Source organism: Paraclostridium dentum, from assembly GCF_012922555.1.
Lineage (GTDB): Bacteria > Bacillota > Clostridia > Peptostreptococcales > Peptostreptococcaceae > Paraclostridium > Paraclostridium dentum.
Genome location: NZ_WIPK01000003.1, coordinates 132,391 through 154,356, shown reverse-complemented (window position 1 = coordinate 154,356; position 21,966 = coordinate 132,391). Strand labels below are relative to the sequence as shown.

Genomic DNA, 21,966 nt, shown 5'->3' with positions numbered 1-21,966 from the left:
ATAGTTGTTTCATAATTATAAAATTTAATCATTGTTAATTCTAGCAACTTCAACTGTAAATTCATCATATGACATTTTTCCTAATGCAAAATCCATACTTTTCATATACATCTTTTCTGACTTAGTATGTATTCTTGAATAATTTAAATTTAATAATTCATCTTCATTAACTAATGGCTTTAATATATGCTGTCTCTTAGAGAAAGCTTCAAAATATCGTAACCCAAATTTTCTTTGAGATATTGCATCCATATGAATCCCATCAGGATTAGAAGTTAAACCTGATGCAGTGACAAAATAACAATTATCTTGTTCAAACGCAAATTTCTCTAGCTCCTGATTAATAAGGCTATGTTCAGTACAGCCTTTACCAAATCCTTCTTTACCTAAAAAATCTCCTAATCCTCCAATAATAACTGGAATATCGGGAGCATTTAATTCTCTTCTAATTGCTTCAACAATTAAAAATAACTTTCTATAATACGTCTTATAGTTACCATTGTAACTATCACTTTCCCCTTGATGCCATAGTATCCCAGAAAGTTCACTATCTTGCATAGCAAATTTGGCTTGGCTTATTGCATGTCTAAAAAGCACACTATCTACAGACCACTCATCTAGTGAACTTCCCCCTTCAGCACAAGATATCAAGCCAATACTGTTTTCTTGATTTTGACGACTCCACTCATCTGCAAATGATCCAGCTAAACTTATTCCTGCAACAGGACGGTCATAATTTATTGGCTCAGTCATCATTTGCCATCTGCCATTACGCAACATTTTTATTCTTTCATTATAAATCGGAGGTACTTCATTAATAAATCCCCTTCCCGCCATATTTGATTGCCCTAACATTAAAAATGATTTAACCATTTTTTCATCCTCTCTTTCATTTATCATTTATATATAAATGATAAAACTCACTATTAGTCTAATTAGACTAATGTCAAGTATATTTTTTCTAACTATAGAAAAAATATAGATTTCATAGTAATCATGTTTTTTAATACAATTCTAAAATTTTTAATAAAAAAATAAATAGTATTTCTACTACTAAAATTAACTCTTTGCACATATATATTTTTCCATCAGTTGTGTTGTATTTTATTTTATATTTATATGTAAAAAAAGATATTGACTATTTAGCCAATATCTTTTCGTGGATACAATTCACAGGAATCATACCCACCATTTAATTTTACACATTTCTACACAATTTTTACCCTAGGTGTGTTTGAGTACAAATAGTATTCTCTTTCTATTTACTCTTCTATTATATATGCACCAATAATCTCTCCATAATAAGCCGTATGGAAATCATTATTTGCTCCATGATAAGAACTGTCTACATCTTGAGGATAAAAAGCTTTCTTATTTTCTTCTGTAATAGCATTTTTATCCTGTTCTTGTTTATAAATAACTCTACACTCAAGAGTAAGAGGAAGTTCTTTTATCCCTGGAACAGAAATATTATTAGACTCTTCTAAAGTTAAATTAAGTTCACTAATCTTATCAACATTACGACCAGATTTTGTACCACACACACCTAATATCTTTTTATCAAATTCTCCTACTGGTATGTTTATCGTAAATTGTGGATTTTTATCAAGTTGTTCTTTTGTGAAACGATTCTCTCTTACAAAAACCGTAAATATAGGCTTATTCCACTCAATACCCAAAGTTCCCCATGATATAGTCATAGTATTAACTTTGTCTTCTGCTTTAGTAGTCAAAAGAACTCCAGCTTTAACACCCTTCATAATTTCACCTGCATAGTCAAATACTTCTATTTCTCTTTTCATAATTTCCTCCTCGTAAAAATATTATATTTTAATACTAGAGTAGTATACGCTCATTAACAAGTACGCACTTTTTAGTAAGTTACTACAAAGTTCATTGAATCTATACATAACTTATCCTATCCTAAAAACTATCTTTTATATTTACGGTTTCAAAAACTTGCTTTTTTATAACATATGCTGTTCCATTAATAGAAAATGCGAAATAAAAAGGTAATTATTTATAAAAAAACTCATATTCAAATGAATATGAGTTTTCATAAATTTCAATGGTGGAGACGAGGGGAGTCTAATGTACTATTTTTAATAGTTTTTTCATTTTTATATATTTCAGTATTTTCAATATGTATACTATAAATTCTATTATCTTAGATCTAACATTTTTTCATATTATTTAAATGTAATTGTGTTACAATTGTGTTATTTTATGTTATACCTATTTAAATCCAGTTTTAATATTACAGGTATAAATACTTTATTAATTCTTTTAAAACCTCTGTAAGCCTAAAATATAAGGTCACAACTATCTATAATCCTTTAGATTCTATATAAATAAAAAAGAAGCTCAAATAGTTCATCTATCCAAACTTCTTAAAAATCTAGAATTTTACCCTTTTCTAAATATAATATATTGATGTTCAATTGTCTAGTAATCATAAATAATTGTAACTAAACTTCTAACGGATCTTATTTAATTAATAGATGTTTAATCTTATATATGAATAAATTTATGTAGTACTCCATATAAAACAACATAACTACTCTAAATAATAATAGTGATTTCAACACTATAGCTCAATTAAAGCTAGATTCGTCGTTTTGTAAATTAATTGAGTTCTCCGTAAAAAGACTTAAACAACACTTTTGTATACAACCATCTAATAGCAATATTTTAATTATTAATAGTATATACCAAAATAATACTTCATTCCATACTTAGAATAAACTCACTAAAATTTTAAAAACTAACCAACTTAAAATTGAATCCATTAAATAACTTCTAAGGGCTTTCCATTTTAGAAGCTCCTATCTAATACGTATATTGTACGTTTCCCGATTAATTTATAAGTAGTCGCGTTTCACGACACCTTCACGGAATGATATTACGTTCAGCTCTTAAGGTGTTAATTTGTATATATTCTTCCTTTAGAATGTCCGGATTGTGTATTATTTCTAAAAAAGGATTTTTCCCGTTTTTAAATTTATAAGAAAATTTGTTATATCAAAGTACTCCATAAAGAAGTTGCACCCTTATATGTAAAGATTGCACCCTTTTTTAATAGAACGTTCCATATAATAAAGAACGCTTCAAGTATAGGTCTTAGGTATTCCAATACTTTCAAGCTAATCATTGCAACCTTTATCGTTTTGGAGATATTTGTTTGTTTTGTAAATTACTTAAAATAATTTTATGTTATAATTTGTATAAAACTATATTTAGATAGCAATGAAAGGATTATATTATGTTAAACCAACTCTCAACCTCAGATAAAGTACAGCTTTGTGCAATTTTAGCAAGTTCTATAACTGCAATAATATCTATAATTATATCAGTTGCAACATTAAGACATTCTAAAAAAATTTCACTGGAATCAAATCGAGCTAATATTGTATTTTTTTTCCATAAAAATAAAAGTGAAATTCCTCATCGATTAGTACTAAAAAACTTTGGGAAATCTAGTGGTAAACTTTTAAGTATACATATTTCACCTAACTTATCATATGAAAATTCAAATATGAATACTAAGAGACCTCTTATTACAGACTGTTCAAATATATTTTTAGCTCCAAATCAATCTGTTTATAGTTGCTTTGACTTTAGAGACTATCCAGATAAAGTATTTAAAGTGTCAATAAAATATGAAACAATGAAGAAAATATATAATGAAGAATATACACTAGATTTAAATTTCAGAGAATCAATATTAGTAACAAAGCCTAATATATCAGATGAATTAGATGGACTTATACATATTAATGATAGCATTCAAACCCTTTATGACAATATGTAGAAAATATAAATTCATATAATTTTTTCTAATTTATTTCTATTTATTTATCCTTTTGGAGTGCTCTAAGCGTATTTTCAAAGCACTCCATTAGATTCTTCTTACATATTTAGGTCGTCCCAAGACAAATTATTTTATTACTCACTATGTTTCTTCATATAATCTATAAGCTTATTAGCCTTATTTAGGAGAATAAAAAAAGAACTCTATAAAAGAGCTCTTTTCATCTCCAATTATTTTTATTTATACATTCTAAAACTCTACTGTGATAAGCTTTATCTTCTTCCTCAGCATCAAAAACTGCAATCCTATCTACTCCAAATTCATTTAACCATGTATAGTCATAATTATCAGTCCAAGATACTATAAATAATTTATTTACATTATTTCTCAATAAGTTATTAATTATTTCTTCTCGTTTTCTATCATTCATTCTGCATAATGGATCTATAGGATATATTATAGATACATCATACTTATCATTTCTCCATGTTCTATTATTTATAGTATCTATATACATTTGTATGTTTCCAATTTTAATTCTTGTATTCAATTTAGCTGATTTAATTTTATTATTAAATATAGTTTCTATATTATCTTTACCATTCAACCTGAATAAAACCTTCGTACCATCTTCTTCATACTTACTCAAGGTTTTCAATAATTCTATATGTTTTTCATATTGATGTGTTCCTGTTATAAGCATTATTTTTTCTGCATTATTTTCTAAGAACTTTTTAATTTCTATATTTAAATTTTCTCTATTATTCATAACTCTCCTCCCTACCTGCTTTCAATCAAATTATATATTATTATTCATATATCTACAATCTAAACATTAATACTTTCATTTTAACAGGTTTAGATTTTTAATAACCAGTCGTATTTTTCCTTAATTTGGTATATAATACAATCGACAATAAAAGGGAGGTATTCTATGAGTAATACTATAAAAGTGAAAGATATACTTAATGAATCATATAAAGACTTTACTGAAAATAGTTATATATATAATGAAATTTATAAATTTTATAAAGAAAAGGAATTATCAATTGAGGATATTGAGTTACTAATAATGGATATGGAACTTAAAGCCGCTAAACAAACCAATCTTATTGATAGTTTAAATAAAATTTATATAGCCTTATCAGTACCAACATTTACTTATTTTACAGTTAAGATTTCTAATATAGATACAATTAAACTTATTGCCCTAATCGTAGTTCTTATACTTGTATATTTTTGTTTTATGAAGCCAGCTTCTAAACAAATCCAGATTAATCATCAAGAAAAATTTATTTATCTACTTACTATAAAAGCTTTAAATGATATTAGAATTGAAATTCAATAATTCTAAATAATAAGAGCTATATGACTTCAATTTTCTTATCATATAGCTCATTAATATCATTCATATGATACCCTTCTTTTCCAATCCATATAACTCTTTTATTAACCTCTTTTTTTCATGCCTAGTAATTCTTTTTTCTGATCTCCTATAATCCTTAGGAGAACTAAAATCATCTACAGTTAAAGAATCAAATTTTTTTCTAGCTTCTTTTAGCAAATCCCTATCAACATAAAAATAATATTCATATGCATACCACTTTTTTAAAGTATCTCTTAATTTATTGTAATTTTCATCATCTACATTTAAACAATATCCATATAATCTAAGCCATTTTAAATGTTCTTTACTTAGCTCTTTAGGTAAATTTCTAGGTCTTTCCATGCATAACCCCTCTTTCGTATAACCTAAAATAAGAGTATTGTTAGCCCTTTTAAAACTTAAAATACATTATCATTATTAGCCATTGTCATTTTGAATGCTAAACTACTAAATAAGGAATTCTCATTCATATCCATACTATTACATAAAGTATCTCTTAAACTTTCTATCTCTTTAGTATTAGGCATAAATGTTTTAAATGGCATTTTCACATTCATAATGTCATTCTTCTTAACTTGGGATTCTATGGCTCTATATATAACAGGATTATCCGAATACTTATCTACTAAATATTGTATTTCATCAGTATGCATAGATGTTATGCCTATCTCTATCATTTTTAATATATTATTTGTTTCTATATCACTAAAATTAAATACTTCTTTATTTTTGATTCCATCTATCTTTGTATTAAACGTATCTACCATTTTATTTTTAGCTTCAATTTTTAAATCTTTTATTTGCTTAAACTTAGAATGCTTTTGTTGATCCTTATATTCATTAGTATAATGATCTTTTGAATCTATTACAGATATCTCATTTAATATATTTTGTATCTTAGAATTATAAGTATCTACTACTGTTTTTATATTTTCTTTTATCATATTATTTAACCCCCAACTCATCTAGTATTTTTTCCATTTCTAATAATTCCTCATAATTTAATTCTTCTATCATTTCAAATATCTTATTTCTGATAACTTCTTTTTTTACTACTATACTGGCTTCATACATTCTATATATCTCCCTCTCTTTTTCTTTTTGACGCTTTGCGTTCCCAATATCTCTTATTATATTTTTTAATTTTATCTTTATTCTTTTTACGCCATTCCCGTAAATAGGCATTTCGTTCTTCTCTAGCTTTATCATTCACCCATTAATCCCTCCATATATAAATATCTATACTTATAGACAATAAAAAACCACGGGTAACAAAACCAATAGTAAATACTGGTTAATTGTTTCCCGTGGCTATATTCATGCCTTTCGCTTTGATAGCGTGGTACTTATTATTCTTTTTTATTTATTATATCATTTACCTTATTTTAAATCAAATATCCAATCCTATGAACATGTAAATATATATACTTTTTTATGTTTTTGATTATCGTACTCTTTGCTGATCTTTTTTATTTTAAGCATCTTAGATATAGCCTCTAGAATCTCTTGTTTCTCTTTATCTGTATCATAGCTTATTGTTATCTTAGCCATATAAATATTGATTCCTTTCTTATTTTAATATTTTATCTTTTAAGTTGTTTATTTTAGCCATTGTATCAGGGTCTCATACAATATCTAGATTCTTTAATTTAACTTCTTGTATTAAACAATACATATCTCACCTCTTTCAATTAAAGTGTATTTATTTCGAAACACACTATAGTGACTACAAATAATTAATATATTTTCATTAGGCATACAAATAATTTAATGTTAAATCGCTAAAATATGTATCTCTTATCCTATAAGCTTCATCTAATGTTATATCAATTTCATTATTTAATATTTTTAAAATAGATTCCTCAACTACATTAATACAAGAAGCTAATTCCTCTATACTAATATTTCTTTCTAATAACTCTTTCTCTAAATTTACATATTTAATACAATCCCTAGGGTTTATAGATATATAAATATTTTGATTTACAATTTTTAGCCTATTACTTTGTTCATATATAAACGTACTTCCGTCAATAGTTATAATCGTTTCTGAACCACTTTCAAATTTAATAAGTATTTCTTTTTCTTTAATTAATAACTCTTTTAAAATATCTAATTTAAAAATCTTTTTTCCTTTTATTTTTATTCCTTTTGTAACTATTAACTTTTTATTTTCCCCTATGTATTTATCCACTTGTTTCTTTATATCTTCAACTTGTAAATATCTTATATCCATACTCTGAATTCTCCCTTTGATATGTATTTTTAGTCTTTTATATTTATATATTTCATGGTGATCATTCTATCCAACTAGAACACTATATCTTAGTTTTAAAAGTTCAAATAATTTCTTCTTCTCTTTGTAATTCAGCTCTTTCCATAATTTCATTCTCATATGTTAAACACCTCCGACTTGACTTATCAAATCAAAAGACATACAATAACTATTGCTGGTAGGTACTGTAGTCTTTTGACTCGGTATCTTTTTTTATGCTATTTTTTAATTTCAACTTACTCATTTTTAACACCCTTTTAAATTCCAAATATGACCATAATTTTATCTTCAATCATATATTTACTCTAATCTATATTCTAGATAGCTCTCCTTGTCCCCCATTGGCTTTTATTAGCATGTCCCATCTAAACAATATCTGTATATTTCTTGTTAGAAAAGTTATTGATGTTGTATAATCTAAAATTTCTTTAAGATCATCCATGGGTATGTATATTTTTAATCCACATTCTCCTAATACTTCAATAATTGAATCATCACTTATCGTAATGCTTTTTAGTTTTGCTTTATCACCTAAATAATTTTTATTAAATCTTGCACTTACAACAATTTCAACTTCATCAATCTTACTTAATTTTGATATTGCTAATTTTACATTCATGATACTCCTCCTAATATTGAAAATTTATTTTATACATTCCAAGTTTTATAACTTAGTGTAGTTCCTTCATACCACATTTTTTCAATAGCAGTTCCTCCATCCCTACACTTGCTTATAATTACCTCTATAGCCTTAGTTGGTCCATCACCTATATTTAACTCTAGCAATGTTTTAACCAAGTTCTCTTCCTCTGTAAATTCCTCCATATCTTTTTTATTAGTAGGCTTATGGATATATATAACATTATTAGAATCTTGATATATTGCCTTAGACTCCCTTACTGGTGATTCCCCAAATGGTCTTCCTGTGAAGCTATCATTTAATTGTGTTAATTGGATTATGGGTATTTTAAACCACTGTGCCATATCCTTTATAGATCTACTTAGTGAAGCTACTTCTCTCTCCCTATTGTTAGTGTTATCTTCACTTGTAAGCAATTGTAGATAATCAATTATCACTAAATCTGGGTTTAACTCTTTTATCCTTCTTCTAATTTCCCCTGGCTTAGATATTTTATCGTTGATATGCAAGTTATAATTATTAAATTCACTCAATATCCTAACTATAGTCTTCCACTCAGTTTCGCTTAAGTCTTTATTTTTCATTATCTTAGAAGATATAGACGTTCTTTGAGTTATAAGTCTTTGTAAAATATGTTCATCGGTCATTTCTCTAGTCACAATTAATACTTTCTTATTTTGCTTTATTACACCATTGGCTATATATAAAGCCATTGCGGTTTTACCTACTCCACTTTTAGCTCCTATAGTCGTTAACTCTGTTGGATATAATCCTCCTATAACCCTATCTAGTACAGGAATATTAAACTTTACACCTTCTGCTTTTGGACTATTTAATCTATCAAACAGCCTTTCTGTTATTGCTTGTATACTATCATCATAATTATTATTATGACTTATAACCTTTGTTTCTTCTTCAAACTCGTACATTAGCTTATCTATATTGTTTCCTTCTAAAATCCCAGTTGCCAATCTATTGGCTTTCTCATACATATACCTTTTTAAATATAGTTCTCTTATGATATCAATACTTCCATAGAAACTATATAAATTACTATATAAAGCTAAGTTTGTTAAGCTTGATACAGATATATTAATTCCTCTAGATCTTAATACTGAATCTATATTTGGAATATCCACCGGTCTATCATTATTGATTAAATATACTATAACTTTAAATATTGATTTACTTATTTTCTCAGAGAACATACTCGGTTGTATATTCTCTATTTTTTTATGAGTTGATAATTCAGTTATTAAAGTTCCTACAACTATTCTCTCTGCTTCTAAGTTAACCAAACTAGATATTCTGTTATCTTCCATCAATCTCCCCTCTTATAAGCTTTATTGCATCTTCCACACTATCAGCCTTAATATTTCTATTTATATTTGTGTTAGATTTATCTCGAATTTGTTTATCTTTGTTCTGATTTAAATATCCCTCAAATTTAGTTCCAAAAAGTGTTTCTGGCCTTAAATAGATTTCCATTTTAGTTCCTAGCCATTCTTTAGATTTAGTTTCAATCACCTTGTAAAAATCATCTTCCGTAAAATTTTCATTTAATCTAGCATTTATGTAAGCTATAGTTTTCTTAGTTGTTGATTTATATTTTTTATTAGTTAATTCATTGAGTCGTGTTATAATTCGACTATGTATACTATTCTTTATTCCTTTTTCTTTGATAAGTGGGTTGAATAAAGTTTGATTAAGGTTTGCATTAGGTTCACAATTACCTTTGATATTGCTATTTTCAATACCTTCCAAGGTTTGATTAGGGGCTATATTAGGTTTGTATAAGGTTTTTTCAATATCCTTAATTTTTATCAACTTACCTATAGCTGGAGCTGAATTATTGCCTCTTTTTCCCTTTGAAATTTCAATAAATAATCCATCTCTAACAAACTTTTTTAATATTGTTCTTATTCTAGTTCTTCCTACTTTAGCTTTGTATAAACTTTCTTCAATTTGTCTATCAGTATATTCAGTTATGCCTGTACTAAAATCAGATCTTAAATATAGCTGATGATAAACTAATAACTCGTCCCATTCTAAATCCAATAGGGAAACCATATGTCTCAATCATCTCACCTACTTATAAACAACGTCCTATATTATCTCTGATCCAATCATCTAACTTATCTTTTATTATGTAATGTCTACATCCTATTTGAATACTTGGAAATCCTAACGAAGTACTTCTGCATAGTTCCCTAAACTTAGCTTCACCAATAGGATATTCCTTAGCTGCTTCTTTAGCAGTCATTAATTCAGCCTTATTTCTCTTATATTTCATTACTTCCCTATACCCTTGCTCCTTAGCCCTTTCTTCCTCTTGTTGATTCACTAATACTGTTAGAGTACTTTGTAATGTTTTTAATACTTCTAAATTATTTGTATTGCTCATCTCTACTCCCCCTCGCTGAAAAATAATTCTTGTATTGAAGTATCTAATATTTCAGATACCTTCATCATAAAACTCCTCCTTACATCAATATCTCCTTTTTCGATTTTTCTTAAATATTGAGGTGTAATTTCTAACATTTCAGCCATATCTTTTTGTTTTATACCTTTTTCAATTCTTTTTAATTTTATGTTCACTTATAATCCCTCCTTTTTAGTCACCTTTCGGTGTCTATATTTAAATTATAGTCACCTTTTAGAAACAAGTCAATGCTTTTACTGTTTTTTTAGTTCCCTTTCAGAAACAACTACGATATAATTATTATAGGAAGGTGATATAATTGAACATTGGTGAAAATATAAAAAAAGCTAGAGAATATAAGAAAATTTCTCAAGATAAACTTGCTAAATTGTCAAATATACCAAGAACTAGCTTAGGAAGATACGAAAGAGGCGAAAGAACTCCTAATATAGATGTACTAAATAAAATCGCTGCTGCTTTAGGTGTAGAAATAACTGACCTTTTAGCAGAAAGTATAGATAATGGAAAAAATAATATAACAATAGATTTATCCGATGAAGACAATTTGGACAAGGCCTTTTATAAGGTAAGGGCATTATCCCGTGATGACGAGTTTATGAATGATATATTAAATAAAAAAATTGAGGATGTAGGATATTTCGAGAAATTAATTTTAAGTATATATAATAGTGATAGAATCAAAGCCTTTAATATAGATGTTGCTACAGAAATATGTAATTTATTAAATAGTGATGTAATGCAAAAAGAACTTAACTATTCATTTACTGATATTCTAAATGATGAGGCTTATTTCGCCCTAATGATATCATCGATTATCGGTACTATAGAAAATAATCTAACGTTTATAAAAAACTCAGATAAATCAAAAAATGAAGATAAAAGTTAACAAATAAATAATAAATTTGCAGATCGTTATTTTGTAGAGTACAAATTTGTACTTAAGTTAATTTTTGAATATCAAAGTTTAATTTACAAATTTTAAAAGATATCTAGTTAACTACCGTAAAATTTCGGTCGTTATTAATTAATGTTGGTAGCACAATGCTAGATAATTAAGGTATACGGTAAAACACGGACTACCTAAGAAATCGTAAAACACGAGAGGCATCATAGCCGAAAATTAAGACCTATTATGTATTAATATAAGTATCATCTAAAATAAATCAAAATGAGGTGATTAAATGGCTAATAAAAGAGCTAATGGGGAAGGTTCCATTAATAAATACATAGTAAATGGAATTAATAAAGGTTGGAGGGCTTCCATATCTTCTGGTAGAGATGAAAATGGTAAGCTAATTAGAAAACAATTCTACGGTAAGACTCAAAAGGAAGTTAAGGAAAAGTTAGAAGAATATAAAAAGCAACTTAGCCTTGGAGCTTTACCTAGTGATGATAAATTAACATTAGAACAATGGTATTATACTTGGCTATTTGATTATAGAATAAAAGATTTGAAACCTAAATCATTTGAGAAATATGAAGGTATATATAGAAATTATATAAAAGATACTCAATTAGGAAGGCTTAAATTAAGAGACTTAAGAGCTACTCATTTACAAAAGTACTATAATGACTTAATGGATAGTAATAAAAAGCCTACATCTACTATTAAAAGCTTAAATACTAGACTTAAACCTTGCTTGTCCGAAGCTGAAAAACAAGGATATATACAAAAGAATTATTGTAAATTAGTTACATTACCTAAAGACAATACTACTAGAGAAATCAAAGTATTAACTCCAGAACAACAAAAAAGTTTCATAGCTGCTTTAGTTGGCCATGAATTAGAAATGCTATTTTTAACTGCTCTTAGTACAGGTTTAAGACTTGGTGAAATATTAGGTTTAAAATGGAGTGATATAGATTTTAATACTTGTACCCTAACTGTTAATAGAACCTTGCAGAGAGTTACTGAAATAGATAGAAACAGTAATAGAGAATCTAAAGTTATTGAACAACTACCAAAGACTAAAAACTCTATAAGAACTATTCCTATACCTAAAAATATACTAGTTAAACTTAAAGATTATAAAGTTCAACAATCGAAAAATAAATTACAAATTAGTGAGTTATACGTTAATAATGATTATGTATTCTGCGACAAATTAGGTTATCCTTTGGATGATAAAAGACCTAACCGTAACTTAAAAAGTATATTAACTAAATTAGGTATTGAACCTTTAAAATTCCATGGTCTAAGACATACTTATGCTACCAGATTATTTGAAGCTAATGTACCCCCTAAGACTGTTCAAGTACTTATGGGCCATTATGATATTAGTATTACTATGGATATATACACACATGTTATGGAAGATACAAAATTAGAAGCAATTGAAAAAATAAATGAACTATTTGCTTTATAGTTAGTGAGGTGGTTATATGGGATCAGATAATATATGCACAAAATCAACAGATGAATCAACAGTTAAAATATCAGATGAACTAGATAAAGAAAACTATCGTCAATTACATAATGTAGTTCTAAATTTTAGTAATAACAGTATAGAAATAAAAAAGTTATGTATTACCGCTGTAATAGCTGTTCCTACTATATTTTTTAATTTCTTTAGTAATCCAAAAAATATCACAATAAATTTATTAAATAATATATGCTTTATTTTAATAGTTATAGTAGTTTTATTTTATCTAGTAGATGTATATACTTATTACTATCAAAAAAAACTTAGAGATTCTATGTTAAATATAGAAAATAATATACGTAAAAGACATAAGCTTAAAGAAAAGCAAATTTCTAAGAACTTTTTTCAAAAACTAGAATACCGTCTTATTAAGTCTATCAATGACAGTAATTTCTTTAATTACATAAAGAATATTAACCTTATTAATAAGATCATACATAATAATAAAATTATAGAAGCTAAAAATATATTCATTAGGCTTTTAGCATCTTTATTTAACTTTTCTCACCTTATTTATTATCTTTTAATAATTATTTTACTATTATCAATGAGGTTAAATTATTATGGATTGTTTTAATTATAAGATATTTATTAGTTATACAGTTAGAGGTGGATTGATAACAATCGAAAATCTCAATCGTTTTAGAAATAACTTAAATCAGTTAGGTATTTTAAATGTTTATATAGATATTCTTGATAATAATAACGTAAAAAACCCTCAAGAGAAAGTCATTAATGAGCTAAAATCATCTACATTAGTATGCTTAATAGATACCCCATGTATCAATAAATCACCTTGGGTTAATAGAGAGTTATTGCTATCTAATTGTCTATCAAAACCTATAATAAAAATACCTTTTAATAACTTCTTAACTATATCATCAGAAACTAACTTACTTAATTTATATAAGGATAAGCATATAATTTCAATATTAAATCATATAGTTAAAAAATAAAAAAAGACTGTTAAATAACAGTCTTTTTAGTTCATATATTTATCAAACGGTAATTTATTCTTTTTTATTAAAAACTTAATTGGATTAGACAATCTACTATTTTCAACTATACATATATTTTCTGAATAGAAACTTGATGTTATATTCTTAATTTCATTAGATAGTTTATTAGCTATTCTAAAACTTTTTTTATCAAATTCATTTCCATCAAAAAATACTTCCATAAATCTATTACTAGTATTTCCATTAACTAACAAAAGATCAAATATTATTTTTCCTGAATAATTAATTAATTTTAAGTTTTCTTCAATATTAGTAAGATGTTCAAATGGACTTATATAGTCAGTGGAAAATACTATTAATTTATACTCAAAATCATTAATTTCTTTAATTTTATAACTTTCCATAATCCACCTCCTATAGACTTTTAGTTCAATCTCTATTACCTTAACCTTGTGATATATTATGATAAGTTCTCTTTATTAGTTCTAATGAACTACTTATTATTTCTTCTGCCTCAGATCTATCTTCTACAATCATAGTACTATCCACTATAAAATTTGCATGAAACATTGGATGCCTATTTATAAAAAGAAAATTATAAACTTCTTCTACTGCACGAACTGTTCTATCACAATTTATAGTACATCTGTGATAATTATTACATTTAATTTCATCTATGACAAATTTACCTGTAATTTCATCTTTCTTAAAAATATTAAACTTCGTTTCAATATTAATTCCATTGTTAAACAGTATCTTTTTTAGATATCCTTCCAGTGTCTTTAATGCCGGAAATACAAAAGATGAATAATCCTCTAATTGTACATCTAACTTTCTAAATACAAATACAGGGCTCAGCACCTTAGATAGTGTTTCCCCTATAAAAGAATAACTATCTTCTAAATTATTCCTCATATCATCCCTAACTTCTTTTATATTAATATCTACATTATATACCTTTGAGTGACTTTTTATAACATCTTCAAATCCCATAAATGCTGATATGAAAGCAATCGCTTCTGAGTATATATATAATGGCTTTCCTTGTAAAAGTAATTTACCTTTAGATTTATAATATGTTAATGTTAATTCATCATTACACTCAACACTCTTGAATTTATATTTATGGCCATGCTGTATTTCTAAGTCTTCAATTTTGTTTACACTAAGTCCTTCTATGTACTCTAGTAATAATTTAAAACTTTCTTCATTTATATTATCTAAAGATAATTGTATAGATTTCCTATCATCCTTAACTCCATTAGTTTTTATATACTTAGCTATTTCATTGGATATATCTTGATTTGTACCAACTTTATATACTATAGATACTGTGCCATCCCCGTTTTTATAAAAACTTAATTTAGCTATTTTTGAATCTACTGTTACGTTTATCGAATATTGAATAGGATTTTTTTTATGTGGTTCTAATTCTCCTATCTCATATTTATCTCCATAATTTTCAATACAATACTTTTTTATTAATTCCTCTAAATCTGTAAATTTAATATTTAATGATTTAAACTCTTTTGACATATTTACCCCCATTTAACATCCCTTGATTTATTTATTTTATGTAGTTGTGTTATTATTGTGTTATTTTATAATAAAAAAAGGAATTACTTCATCCTAAGATTTAGCAATTCCAATCATTTCACTGATGAATTGTATATAATTGGTGGAGACGAGGGGAGTCGAACCCCTGTCCGCAAGTCCTTTCCTCGTTGCATCTACGTGCGTAGCCATCTGATTTTTAAATCTCGTCGCACACATCGCACAGTGGCAAGCTATGTGATTGACCAGTCCCAATTAGTCCACTCTCGGTCGAGACACCCCAAAAGTAGTTCCCTGCATAAATGACGTCCAGGCCTGGCCGGCAGGAGGGCTTAGGCGGGACGAGCAGTCATTATGCTGCTAAAGCGTAATTATCGTTTGCGTTTATTTTAAGTTCCCCAGTTTTTACGTGACCCAGAGTAACACGACACGCAGCCTCAAGTGCCAAACCCACGTCGAAACCATTACGCCCCCGTGGTTGTTTTATAGTCCTGAGACTTTCTATCGCAAACTTTTTTCACCATTAATTAATATTAAGTTGTTATATATATAATAAAACTTTTTAAACTTAAAAGCAATATTATCTCATTGGAATTGTATCTAGTATCTACCAGATAACTCTCTTTCAATACGTCTATTAGCATCTTTCTTAGCTAAGTCTTGACGTTTATCATATAATTTTTTACCTTTTGCTAAAGCAAGTTCAACTTTAACTTTACCATTTTTAAGATAAACACTTAAAGGAATTAAAGCATAACCTTTTATAGTTGTAGCCCCTATAAGCTTTCTTATTTCATGTTTATGAAGTAATAATTTTCTTACTCTAAGAGGATCAACATTAAATATGTTTCCTTGTTCGTATGGACTTATATGAACTTGTTTTAAAAACACCTCTGAATTATCAACAGAAGCATATCCTTCAGCTAAGTTAAGTTTACCTTGTCTAATAGACTTAACTTCAGTACCCTTTAATTCGATACCACATTCATAAGTTTCTTCTATAAAATACTCATGTCTTGCTTTTCTATTAGTAGCTAAAACCTTAACACCTGCCATACAAATCACCTCTTATCCTTATCCTTCATTAATTACCTTAAAATATACCATATATAACCATACTAGTCAATACTCACAAATATTGAGTTAACTTAAAACTTGATGCACTAGTATTATATGTAATAACTATGCTATATATTACACATAGTATATAAAATCAATAACATTTCACTCCCAAAATTTCCAATGTTAGTCCATCCTTATATACAACTTATACCCAATTATGCTACTCTTTTACCAAAATGTTAAAAAGAGGTTAAAAAATTATGGTTTCAAAACTATGTGCTTTACTGCTTATTCTTTATTGTACAAAGAATCTATATGATTTAGCTACAATGAATACATTCCAAATAGAAAAAGACATAATAGAAAAATTGAAATATGAGGATTTAGCTAAAAAAGCAGCTAAATGCTACAAATCCTTATTTGTATTAGAAGATATATCATATCTAGGAATAACAATACTATCATTAAGAGATAGTAAGTTTTTTATATTAATATTTTTCATTACTTTTTTTGTATTTGCAGGACTTAAAATAATAGCAGCTAAGGTATTTGAAACAATCTCAAAGAAAGTAGGTGAATCAAATTAGCGTATTACCACGGATACTATTTTTAATAATCATACTTAAAAACTTAAATGATACATTTAAATCAATTAAAAATAACTTTTCGAAAGAAATTAGAAATACATCAAATTTCCCAGAAATTCTATATAGAAAAGTACTAAACGTAACAGACTTCGTAGACTTATTATTCTACATATTATTAAGTATCATCTTAGTAATAAACAAACACTTGGATATATACTATTACCTAATACCGGCGTATATAATCCTAAGAGTATCACTAACGTACATAACACTATGTGCAAAAAAATCATCACAATCATAAAAAATGGAGAGTTCGGAATTGTTATTTCTGAAATACTTAAAGACCTCGATTTTTAGGTCTTTGTATGAAAGAAATAATAATCCGAACTCTCTAATCTTTTCCATCCTAAAACAAAAGGGAGAGTTTAGATTTGTTGTTTACGTAACACTTAAAGACCGCGATCTTCAGGTCTTTGTGTGAAGTAAACAATAATCCAAACTCTCCCAGCTTTAATTAATTTTGTTCTATTTTTTCTAGAAGTTTAAAGTCTATCTCTTTAAAATCTACATTAACTTTTTCAACTTTAATCTTAACAACATCACCGATTCTATACATTTTCTTAGTTCTCTCACCTAAAATAGTGAAAGTATTCTCATCAAATATATAATAATCATCATTCATATCTGCAAGTCTAACTAAACCTTCAACAGTATTATCTAACTCGATAAACATACCAAAAGAAGTTACACTTGAAACAATACCTACAAACTCTTCTCCAACTCTATCTTCCATATATCTAGCTTTATAAATATCTTTAACATCTCTTTCAGCAAGTTCTGCTTCTCTTTCTCTTTCTGATGATTGAGTAGAAGCATAATCAACTATTTGAGCTAATTGATCTTGTCTCTTTTGACTTATCTTACCGTTTAAGAACTCTTTTATAATTCTATGAATTTGTAAATCTGGATATCTTCTTATAGGTGAAGTAAAGTGAGAATAATATTGAGCAGCTAATCCAAAGTGACCCACACACTCAGGTGAATATCTAGCTTGTTTTAAAGAACGTAACATGATAGTACTTATAGCTTTTTCTTCTGTCTTACCATGTATTTGCTCTATTATACCTTGTAATGCTTTGGGATGAACACTTTCTAAATCTCCTTTTATAACATATCCAAAAGTAGATATAAACTTATTTAAAGTTTCTATCTTCTCATGTGCAGGAGTCTCATGAACTCTATAAACAAAAGGCATATTTAACCAGAAGAAATGTTCTGCTACAGTTTCATTTGTTATTAACATAAACTCTTCTATTATTCTGTTAGATATTCTTCTTTCATATTGTTTTATATCAACAACATCGCCATCATTATTTAATATTATCTTAGCTTCAGGGAAATCAAAATCTATAGCCCCACGCTTTTCTCTTCTCTTCATTAATATTCTAGCTAGTTTTTCAGCAGTGAAGAAATCATCAGCTACCTTAGCAAATGTCTTTTTAAGTTTCTCATCATCTTTTTCAAGAATATCAGATACTTCTGTATAAGTCATTCTAGCTTTTGAATTTATTATAGTTTCTTTTATATCATGCTTAACTACTTCACCTTTATGGTCTATTTCCATAAATACTGATAATGTAAGCTTATCTTCAAACGGATTTAAACTACATACTCCATTAGATAAAGTTTTAGGTAACATAGGTATTACCTTATCAACTAAATAAACAGAAGTTGCTCTTTTTAAAGCTTCCTTATCTAACTTACTCTTTTCTTTTACATAATGAGTAACGTCAGCTATATGAACTCCTAATTTATAATTTCCATTATCTAATACTTCTATAGATACAGCGTCATCTAAGTCTTTAGCATCTTCACCATCTATAGTGAATATATTCATATCTCTTAAATCTAATCTTCTATCTATTTCTTCTTGTGGTATTTCGATAGCTACTTTTTCAGCTTCATCTAATACCTTTTTAGGGAACTCTTCAGGAAGACCATGTTCTCTTATTACAGATGCAATCTCAACATATCTGTCCCCTTTTTGCCCTAATATTTCTATTATTTTACCTTCTGGTTTTCTATCTTCTGTTGGCCATTGAGTTATTCTACAAACTACTTTGTCATTTCCTCTAGCTCCATTGAAAAACTTCTTAGGTATAAATATATCTTTATTAAACTTCTTATTGTCTGGTAAGACAAATCCAAAGTTTTTGCTTTCTTGGAAAGTTCCTACAACATCAGTTATAGCTCTTTCTACAACTTTTATAATTCTACCTTCTGCTCTTTTTTCATCAGTTGCTGGAGTTGTGATCTCAGCTATAACTCTATCATTATGCATTGCTCCATTAAGACTATCAGCAGGTATAAATAGATCTTGTGTATACTCTTCATCAGATTCTACAAATCCAAATCCTTTTTTATGAGATACTAGCTTACCTACAAAAAGTCCCATCTGGTTTGGAGATGTGTATTTCCCTTTTTTAGTAAGTATTAGATACCCAGATTCTACTAATTCATCTAAAAAGTTGTAGAACATAGGCATTTCTGTATGATGTATATCAAATATCATTGCTAATTCTTCTTTTTTTAGAGGATTGTATGCTGCTTCTGATATAAGTCCCAACAATTTTTGTTTTAATTCTTCACCCATTGTTTTCCTCCTATTAATTTAATTATTACTTTATACTATGCTTTCACTAAATATTTTTCCCATTTTATTTATATAAATTACAACAAGATTAATTATCCATAAATTATATCATTAAATGGTTATAATGGTAAATTCTGTTTTATATGGTAATAAAAAACAATTACGTTAAATCGTAATTGTCATCTTATGTGTAAAATAAATTCAATTTTATTATTTAACTAAAAGTATTGCCATAGCATTTAAGAAAAATAATACTGCACTTATTTTAGTTACTCTTGCTAAAAATGCTTCTTTTCCTTTTGGTTTAAAGTAACTTTGAGTTCCCTCTCCACCAAATTCAGTAGGTACAGCACTCTTAGTATCTTGTGGTAATATACTTACTACTAAAATTATAGATATTACTACCTGTACTCCCATTAATACATTAAACATAGTTATCCTCCTACATTTATAATCACTAATATAACATAATTTTAGTGTAGCATAATAATATACTACATTCAAGTTATAAAGTCAATCTTGTTGTATTATTACCCAATCTCAACCATAATAATCCACCCTCCAAACTTTCCTTTTTCCTATCATAACGTCCAAAGGGTTAATATGTCAGTTCCAGCACCCTTTAAACCTTCTTTTTTCTCATAAACGTCCGAAGGGTTAGTGTATAAGTTTTAACGACCTTTAAAGCTGCTTTTCAGCTTTGGGAGTAAAACTTATACACTAACCCGAGGACTCACCTATCTATCTATTGAGTGAACTTTTATCATATTCGTAGTACCTGATATACCAGTTGGAACACCTGCACTTATAACAACTAAATCACCTTGATTTAAATAATTTAACTCTGTAACAGCCTTTATCGAATTATCTATCATATCATCTGTATTTGCTACATTAGCAGTCTTTATAGGATACACTCCCCAAGTTAAAGCTAATCTTCTCATAACACCTTCATCTTCTGTAGTTGCAATTATTGGACACTGTGGTCTAAACTTAGAAACCATTCTTGCTGTATGCCCACTTGATGTAAATGTTATTATTGATGCTGCATTTAAATCTATTGCCGTTGTGCATGTAGCATGACTTATAGCATTTGTTACATTAACGTCTTTTAACTTTTTCTTTTTAAGTAACTCATTATAATTTAAAGTTTCTTCTGTTCTCTTAGCTATAGTAGCCATAGTTCTTACAGCTTCAACTGGATACTTACCTGCTGCAGTTTCTCCTGATAACATTATTGCATCTGTCCCATCATATATTGCATTTGCAACATCTGTTACTTCAGCTCTAGTTGGTCTAGGGTTTCTGATCATAGAATCTAACATTTGAGTTGCTGTTATTACAGGCTTACCTAGCTCATTACATTTTCTTATCATCATCTTTTGAGCTATTGGTATTTCTTCTGTAGGAATTTCAACTCCTAAATCTCCTCTTGCTACCATTATCCCATCAGAAACTTTTATTATATCGTCTATATTATCTATACCTTCTTGATTTTCTATCTTAGATATTATTTGTATATGCGTTGCATTATTATTTTCTAAAACTTCTCTTATAGCTAAAACATCAGATGCTTTTCTAACAAAAGATGCTGCTATATAATCAATACCTTGTCCTATACCAAACTCTATATCACTTATATCTTTTTGAGTAAGTGCTGGTAAATTTATTTTTACCCCTGGCACGTTAACACCTTTGTGATTTTTAACTATTCCTGAGTTTTCTACCGTACAAACTATATCGTCACCTTTAACTTCTTCAACTCTTAATCCTACTAATCCATCATCTATTAATATAGTATCTCCAGCTACTACATCTTCTGCTAATCCTTTATAACTTACTGTACATGCATTTTTATCACCCATAACATCTTTCATTGTTATAGTGAACTTTTGACCTTCTTCTAATAATACTTCAGGTGCATCAAAGTTTCCTGTTCTTATCTCTGGACCTTTTGTATCTAATAATATAGCTATTGGTTCATTTAAATCTTCTCTAACTTTTTTAACTATATCCATTCTTTGTTTATGTTCTTCATGTGATCCATGAGAGAAGTTAAATCTACATACATTTAATCCATTTTCTACAAGCTCTTTTAATATTTCTTCTTTATCTGATGCTGGTCCTAGCGTACATACTATCTTAGTTCTTTTTCTATTGTTTATCATAGTT

At 27.6% G+C, this 21,966-nt stretch carries 25 protein-coding genes, 1 other RNA gene and 1 pseudogene; 7 read left to right on the top strand and 20 right to left on the bottom strand.

Annotation, left to right across the window (positions count from 1 at the left end; translation table 11 throughout):
* Positions 1–24: 24 nt before the first annotated feature.
* Both GFJ41_RS08330 and GFJ41_RS08325 read right to left on the bottom strand, forming a co-directional pair.
* The gene (locus GFJ41_RS08330; RefSeq protein ID WP_332841125.1) at positions 25–900 is read right to left on the bottom strand and encodes a sialate O-acetylesterase; all 876 of its coding nucleotides are present in this window, start codon (positions 898–900) and stop codon (positions 25–27) included.
* 362 nt (positions 901–1,262) lie between these two features.
* Complete coding sequence (locus GFJ41_RS08325; RefSeq protein ID WP_170075084.1) at positions 1,263–1,802, bottom strand: flavin reductase family protein; 540 nt, start codon at positions 1,800–1,802, stop codon at positions 1,263–1,265.
* A 1,460-nt stretch (positions 1,803–3,262) separates the two neighbouring features.
* Between GFJ41_RS08325 and GFJ41_RS08320 the strand changes: the two genes are divergently transcribed.
* On the top strand, positions 3,263–3,811 hold the full coding sequence (locus GFJ41_RS08320; RefSeq protein ID WP_170075083.1) for a DUF8453 domain-containing protein: 549 nt from the start codon (positions 3,263–3,265) through the stop codon (positions 3,809–3,811).
* Between the two features lie 220 nt (positions 3,812–4,031).
* Here GFJ41_RS08320 and GFJ41_RS08315 read toward each other — a convergent pair whose 3' ends face one another.
* Positions 4,032–4,580 (bottom strand): hypothetical protein, encoded by a 549-nt coding sequence (locus tag GFJ41_RS08315; RefSeq protein WP_170075082.1) that lies wholly within the window; start codon positions 4,578–4,580, stop codon positions 4,032–4,034.
* 165 nt (positions 4,581–4,745) lie between these two features.
* Here GFJ41_RS08315 and GFJ41_RS08310 point away from each other — a divergent pair, with 165 nt between their 5' ends.
* On the top strand, positions 4,746–5,159 hold the full coding sequence (locus GFJ41_RS08310; RefSeq protein ID WP_170075081.1) for a hypothetical protein: 414 nt from the start codon (positions 4,746–4,748) through the stop codon (positions 5,157–5,159).
* A 60-nt stretch (positions 5,160–5,219) separates the two neighbouring features.
* On the opposite strand, the gene GFJ41_RS08305 is transcribed toward GFJ41_RS08310, so the two are convergent.
* The 10 genes from GFJ41_RS08305 to GFJ41_RS08260 all read right to left on the bottom strand — a co-directional run bounded on the left by GFJ41_RS08305 (position 5,220) and on the right by GFJ41_RS08260 (position 10,711).
* Positions 5,220–5,540: a hypothetical protein gene (locus GFJ41_RS08305; protein WP_170075080.1), complete on the bottom strand. Its 321-nt coding sequence runs from the start codon at positions 5,538–5,540 to the stop codon at positions 5,220–5,222.
* A gap of 56 nt (positions 5,541–5,596) precedes the next feature.
* Positions 5,597–6,142, bottom strand: coding sequence for a hypothetical protein (locus GFJ41_RS08300; RefSeq protein ID WP_170075079.1), 546 nt, complete (start codon positions 6,140–6,142; stop codon positions 5,597–5,599).
* A gap of 1 nt (position 6,143) precedes the next feature.
* Positions 6,144–6,407, bottom strand: a complete 264-nt coding sequence (locus GFJ41_RS08295) for a hypothetical protein (RefSeq protein ID WP_170075023.1) — start codon at positions 6,405–6,407, stop codon at positions 6,144–6,146.
* Positions 6,408–6,602: 195 nt separating this feature from the next.
* The gene (locus GFJ41_RS08290) at positions 6,603–6,749 is read right to left on the bottom strand and encodes a hypothetical protein (RefSeq protein ID WP_170075078.1); all 147 of its coding nucleotides are present in this window, start codon (positions 6,747–6,749) and stop codon (positions 6,603–6,605) included.
* 199 nt (positions 6,750–6,948) lie between these two features.
* On the bottom strand, positions 6,949–7,434 hold the full coding sequence (locus GFJ41_RS08285) for a hypothetical protein (RefSeq protein WP_170075077.1): 486 nt from the start codon (positions 7,432–7,434) through the stop codon (positions 6,949–6,951).
* 349 nt (positions 7,435–7,783) lie between these two features.
* Positions 7,784–8,092 carry a hypothetical protein gene (locus tag GFJ41_RS08280; RefSeq protein ID WP_170075076.1) on the bottom strand — a complete coding sequence of 103 codons (309 nt, stop codon included), beginning with the start codon at positions 8,090–8,092 and terminating at the stop codon, positions 7,784–7,786.
* Between the two features lie 29 nt (positions 8,093–8,121).
* On the bottom strand, positions 8,122–9,435 hold the full coding sequence (locus GFJ41_RS08275; RefSeq protein WP_170075075.1) for a replicative DNA helicase: 1,314 nt from the start codon (positions 9,433–9,435) through the stop codon (positions 8,122–8,124).
* The gene (locus GFJ41_RS08270) at positions 9,425–10,183 is read right to left on the bottom strand and encodes a conserved phage C-terminal domain-containing protein (RefSeq protein ID WP_170075074.1); all 759 of its coding nucleotides are present in this window, start codon (positions 10,181–10,183) and stop codon (positions 9,425–9,427) included. Before GFJ41_RS08270 ends, GFJ41_RS08275 begins: the two co-directional genes overlap by 11 nt.
* Before the next feature lie 22 nt (positions 10,184–10,205).
* Positions 10,206–10,517 carry a helix-turn-helix domain-containing protein gene (locus tag GFJ41_RS08265; protein ID WP_170075073.1) on the bottom strand — a complete coding sequence of 104 codons (312 nt, stop codon included), beginning with the start codon at positions 10,515–10,517 and terminating at the stop codon, positions 10,206–10,208.
* Between the two features lie 2 nt (positions 10,518–10,519).
* Positions 10,520–10,711: a helix-turn-helix transcriptional regulator gene (locus GFJ41_RS08260; protein ID WP_170075072.1), complete on the bottom strand. Its 192-nt coding sequence runs from the start codon at positions 10,709–10,711 to the stop codon at positions 10,520–10,522.
* Between the two features lie 143 nt (positions 10,712–10,854).
* On the opposite strand from GFJ41_RS08260, the gene GFJ41_RS08255 reads away from it, so the two are divergent.
* The 4 genes from GFJ41_RS08255 (at position 10,855) to GFJ41_RS08240 (ending at position 13,935) form a co-directional block, all read left to right on the top strand.
* Positions 10,855–11,442: a helix-turn-helix domain-containing protein gene (locus GFJ41_RS08255; protein WP_170075071.1), complete on the top strand. Its 588-nt coding sequence runs from the start codon at positions 10,855–10,857 to the stop codon at positions 11,440–11,442.
* Positions 11,443–11,737: 295 nt separating this feature from the next.
* Positions 11,738–12,922 (top strand): tyrosine-type recombinase/integrase, encoded by a 1,185-nt coding sequence (locus tag GFJ41_RS08250; RefSeq protein ID WP_170075070.1) that lies wholly within the window; start codon positions 11,738–11,740, stop codon positions 12,920–12,922.
* 16 nt (positions 12,923–12,938) lie between these two features.
* Positions 12,939–13,556, top strand: a complete 618-nt coding sequence (locus tag GFJ41_RS08245) for a hypothetical protein (protein ID WP_170075069.1) — start codon at positions 12,939–12,941, stop codon at positions 13,554–13,556.
* A complete protein-coding gene (locus tag GFJ41_RS08240) occupies positions 13,543–13,935 on the top strand; it encodes a hypothetical protein (RefSeq protein WP_170075068.1) in 393 nt (130 codons plus the stop codon). The genes GFJ41_RS08245 and GFJ41_RS08240 overlap by 14 nt, the downstream gene beginning before the upstream one ends.
* A gap of 26 nt (positions 13,936–13,961) precedes the next feature.
* Here GFJ41_RS08240 and GFJ41_RS08235 read toward each other — a convergent pair whose 3' ends face one another.
* The 4 genes from GFJ41_RS08235 to smpB form a co-directional block, all read right to left on the bottom strand.
* Positions 13,962–14,342 carry a type II toxin-antitoxin system RnlB family antitoxin gene (locus tag GFJ41_RS08235; protein ID WP_170075067.1) on the bottom strand — a complete coding sequence of 127 codons (381 nt, stop codon included), beginning with the start codon at positions 14,340–14,342 and terminating at the stop codon, positions 13,962–13,964.
* 40 nt (positions 14,343–14,382) lie between these two features.
* Positions 14,383–15,474: a type II toxin-antitoxin system RnlA family toxin gene (locus GFJ41_RS08230; RefSeq protein WP_170075066.1), complete on the bottom strand. Its 1,092-nt coding sequence runs from the start codon at positions 15,472–15,474 to the stop codon at positions 14,383–14,385.
* Between the two features lie 140 nt (positions 15,475–15,614).
* Positions 15,615–15,966, bottom strand: a transfer-messenger RNA (tmRNA) gene (ssrA, locus tag GFJ41_RS08225).
* A gap of 126 nt (positions 15,967–16,092) precedes the next feature.
* A complete protein-coding gene (smpB, locus tag GFJ41_RS08220) occupies positions 16,093–16,548 on the bottom strand; it encodes an SsrA-binding protein SmpB (protein ID WP_021430171.1) in 456 nt (151 codons plus the stop codon).
* Between the two features lie 266 nt (positions 16,549–16,814).
* Between smpB and GFJ41_RS08215 the strand changes: the two genes are divergently transcribed.
* On the top strand, positions 16,815–17,141 hold the full coding sequence (locus tag GFJ41_RS08215) for a hypothetical protein (protein WP_021430155.1): 327 nt from the start codon (positions 16,815–16,817) through the stop codon (positions 17,139–17,141).
* 514 nt (positions 17,142–17,655) lie between these two features.
* Here the strand turns inward: GFJ41_RS08215 and rnr are convergent.
* From rnr to pyk, 3 genes and pseudogenes are all read right to left on the bottom strand, one after another.
* Positions 17,656–19,794 carry a ribonuclease R gene (gene rnr / locus GFJ41_RS08205; RefSeq protein ID WP_170075064.1) on the bottom strand — a complete coding sequence of 713 codons (2,139 nt, stop codon included), beginning with the start codon at positions 19,792–19,794 and terminating at the stop codon, positions 17,656–17,658.
* Between the two features lie 210 nt (positions 19,795–20,004).
* Positions 20,005–20,226 (bottom strand): preprotein translocase subunit SecG, encoded by a 222-nt coding sequence (gene secG / locus GFJ41_RS08200; RefSeq protein ID WP_052169208.1) that lies wholly within the window; start codon positions 20,224–20,226, stop codon positions 20,005–20,007.
* A 314-nt stretch (positions 20,227–20,540) separates the two neighbouring features.
* Positions 20,541–21,962, bottom strand: a pseudogene (pyk, locus tag GFJ41_RS08195) (pyruvate kinase); the annotation flags it as partial.
* Positions 21,963–21,966 lie beyond the last annotated feature (4 nt).

Excerpts from the sequence above, each read along its gene's own strand:
- GFJ41_RS08330 (WP_332841125.1), bottom strand. The coding sequence starts at position 900 with ATGATAAATGAAAGAGAGGATGAAAAAATGGTTAAATCATTTTTAATG.
- GFJ41_RS08325 (WP_170075084.1), bottom strand. The coding sequence starts at position 1,802 with ATGAAAAGAGAAATAGAAGTATTTGACTATGCAGGTGAAATTATGAAG.
- GFJ41_RS08320 (WP_170075083.1), top strand. The coding sequence starts at position 3,263 with ATGTTAAACCAACTCTCAACCTCAGATAAAGTACAGCTTTGTGCAATT.
- GFJ41_RS08315 (WP_170075082.1), bottom strand. The coding sequence starts at position 4,580 with ATGAATAATAGAGAAAATTTAAATATAGAAATTAAAAAGTTCTTAGAA.
- GFJ41_RS08310 (WP_170075081.1), top strand. The coding sequence starts at position 4,746 with ATGAGTAATACTATAAAAGTGAAAGATATACTTAATGAATCATATAAA.
- GFJ41_RS08305 (WP_170075080.1), bottom strand. The coding sequence starts at position 5,540 with ATGGAAAGACCTAGAAATTTACCTAAAGAGCTAAGTAAAGAACATTTA.
- GFJ41_RS08300 (WP_170075079.1), bottom strand. The coding sequence starts at position 6,142 with ATGATAAAAGAAAATATAAAAACAGTAGTAGATACTTATAATTCTAAG.
- GFJ41_RS08295 (WP_170075023.1), bottom strand. The coding sequence starts at position 6,407 with ATGATAAAGCTAGAGAAGAACGAAATGCCTATTTACGGGAATGGCGTA.
- GFJ41_RS08290 (WP_170075078.1), bottom strand. The coding sequence starts at position 6,749 with ATGGCTAAGATAACAATAAGCTATGATACAGATAAAGAGAAACAAGAG.
- GFJ41_RS08285 (WP_170075077.1), bottom strand. The coding sequence starts at position 7,434 with ATGGATATAAGATATTTACAAGTTGAAGATATAAAGAAACAAGTGGAT.
- GFJ41_RS08280 (WP_170075076.1), bottom strand. The coding sequence starts at position 8,092 with ATGAATGTAAAATTAGCAATATCAAAATTAAGTAAGATTGATGAAGTT.
- GFJ41_RS08275 (WP_170075075.1), bottom strand. The coding sequence starts at position 9,435 with ATGGAAGATAACAGAATATCTAGTTTGGTTAACTTAGAAGCAGAGAGA.
- GFJ41_RS08270 (WP_170075074.1), bottom strand. The coding sequence starts at position 10,183 with ATGGTTTCCCTATTGGATTTAGAATGGGACGAGTTATTAGTTTATCAT.
- GFJ41_RS08265 (WP_170075073.1), bottom strand. The coding sequence starts at position 10,517 with ATGAGCAATACAAATAATTTAGAAGTATTAAAAACATTACAAAGTACT.
- GFJ41_RS08250 (WP_170075070.1), top strand. The coding sequence starts at position 11,738 with ATGGCTAATAAAAGAGCTAATGGGGAAGGTTCCATTAATAAATACATA.
- GFJ41_RS08245 (WP_170075069.1), top strand. The coding sequence starts at position 12,939 with ATGGGATCAGATAATATATGCACAAAATCAACAGATGAATCAACAGTT.
- GFJ41_RS08240 (WP_170075068.1), top strand. The coding sequence starts at position 13,543 with ATGGATTGTTTTAATTATAAGATATTTATTAGTTATACAGTTAGAGGT.
- GFJ41_RS08235 (WP_170075067.1), bottom strand. The coding sequence starts at position 14,342 with ATGGAAAGTTATAAAATTAAAGAAATTAATGATTTTGAGTATAAATTA.
- GFJ41_RS08230 (WP_170075066.1), bottom strand. The coding sequence starts at position 15,474 with ATGTCAAAAGAGTTTAAATCATTAAATATTAAATTTACAGATTTAGAG.
- smpB (WP_021430171.1), bottom strand. The coding sequence starts at position 16,548 with ATGGCAGGTGTTAAGGTTTTAGCTACTAATAGAAAAGCAAGACATGAG.
- GFJ41_RS08215 (WP_021430155.1), top strand. The coding sequence starts at position 16,815 with ATGGTTTCAAAACTATGTGCTTTACTGCTTATTCTTTATTGTACAAAG.
- rnr (WP_170075064.1), bottom strand. The coding sequence starts at position 19,794 with ATGGGTGAAGAATTAAAACAAAAATTGTTGGGACTTATATCAGAAGCA.
- secG (WP_052169208.1), bottom strand. The coding sequence starts at position 20,226 with ATGTTTAATGTATTAATGGGAGTACAGGTAGTAATATCTATAATTTTA.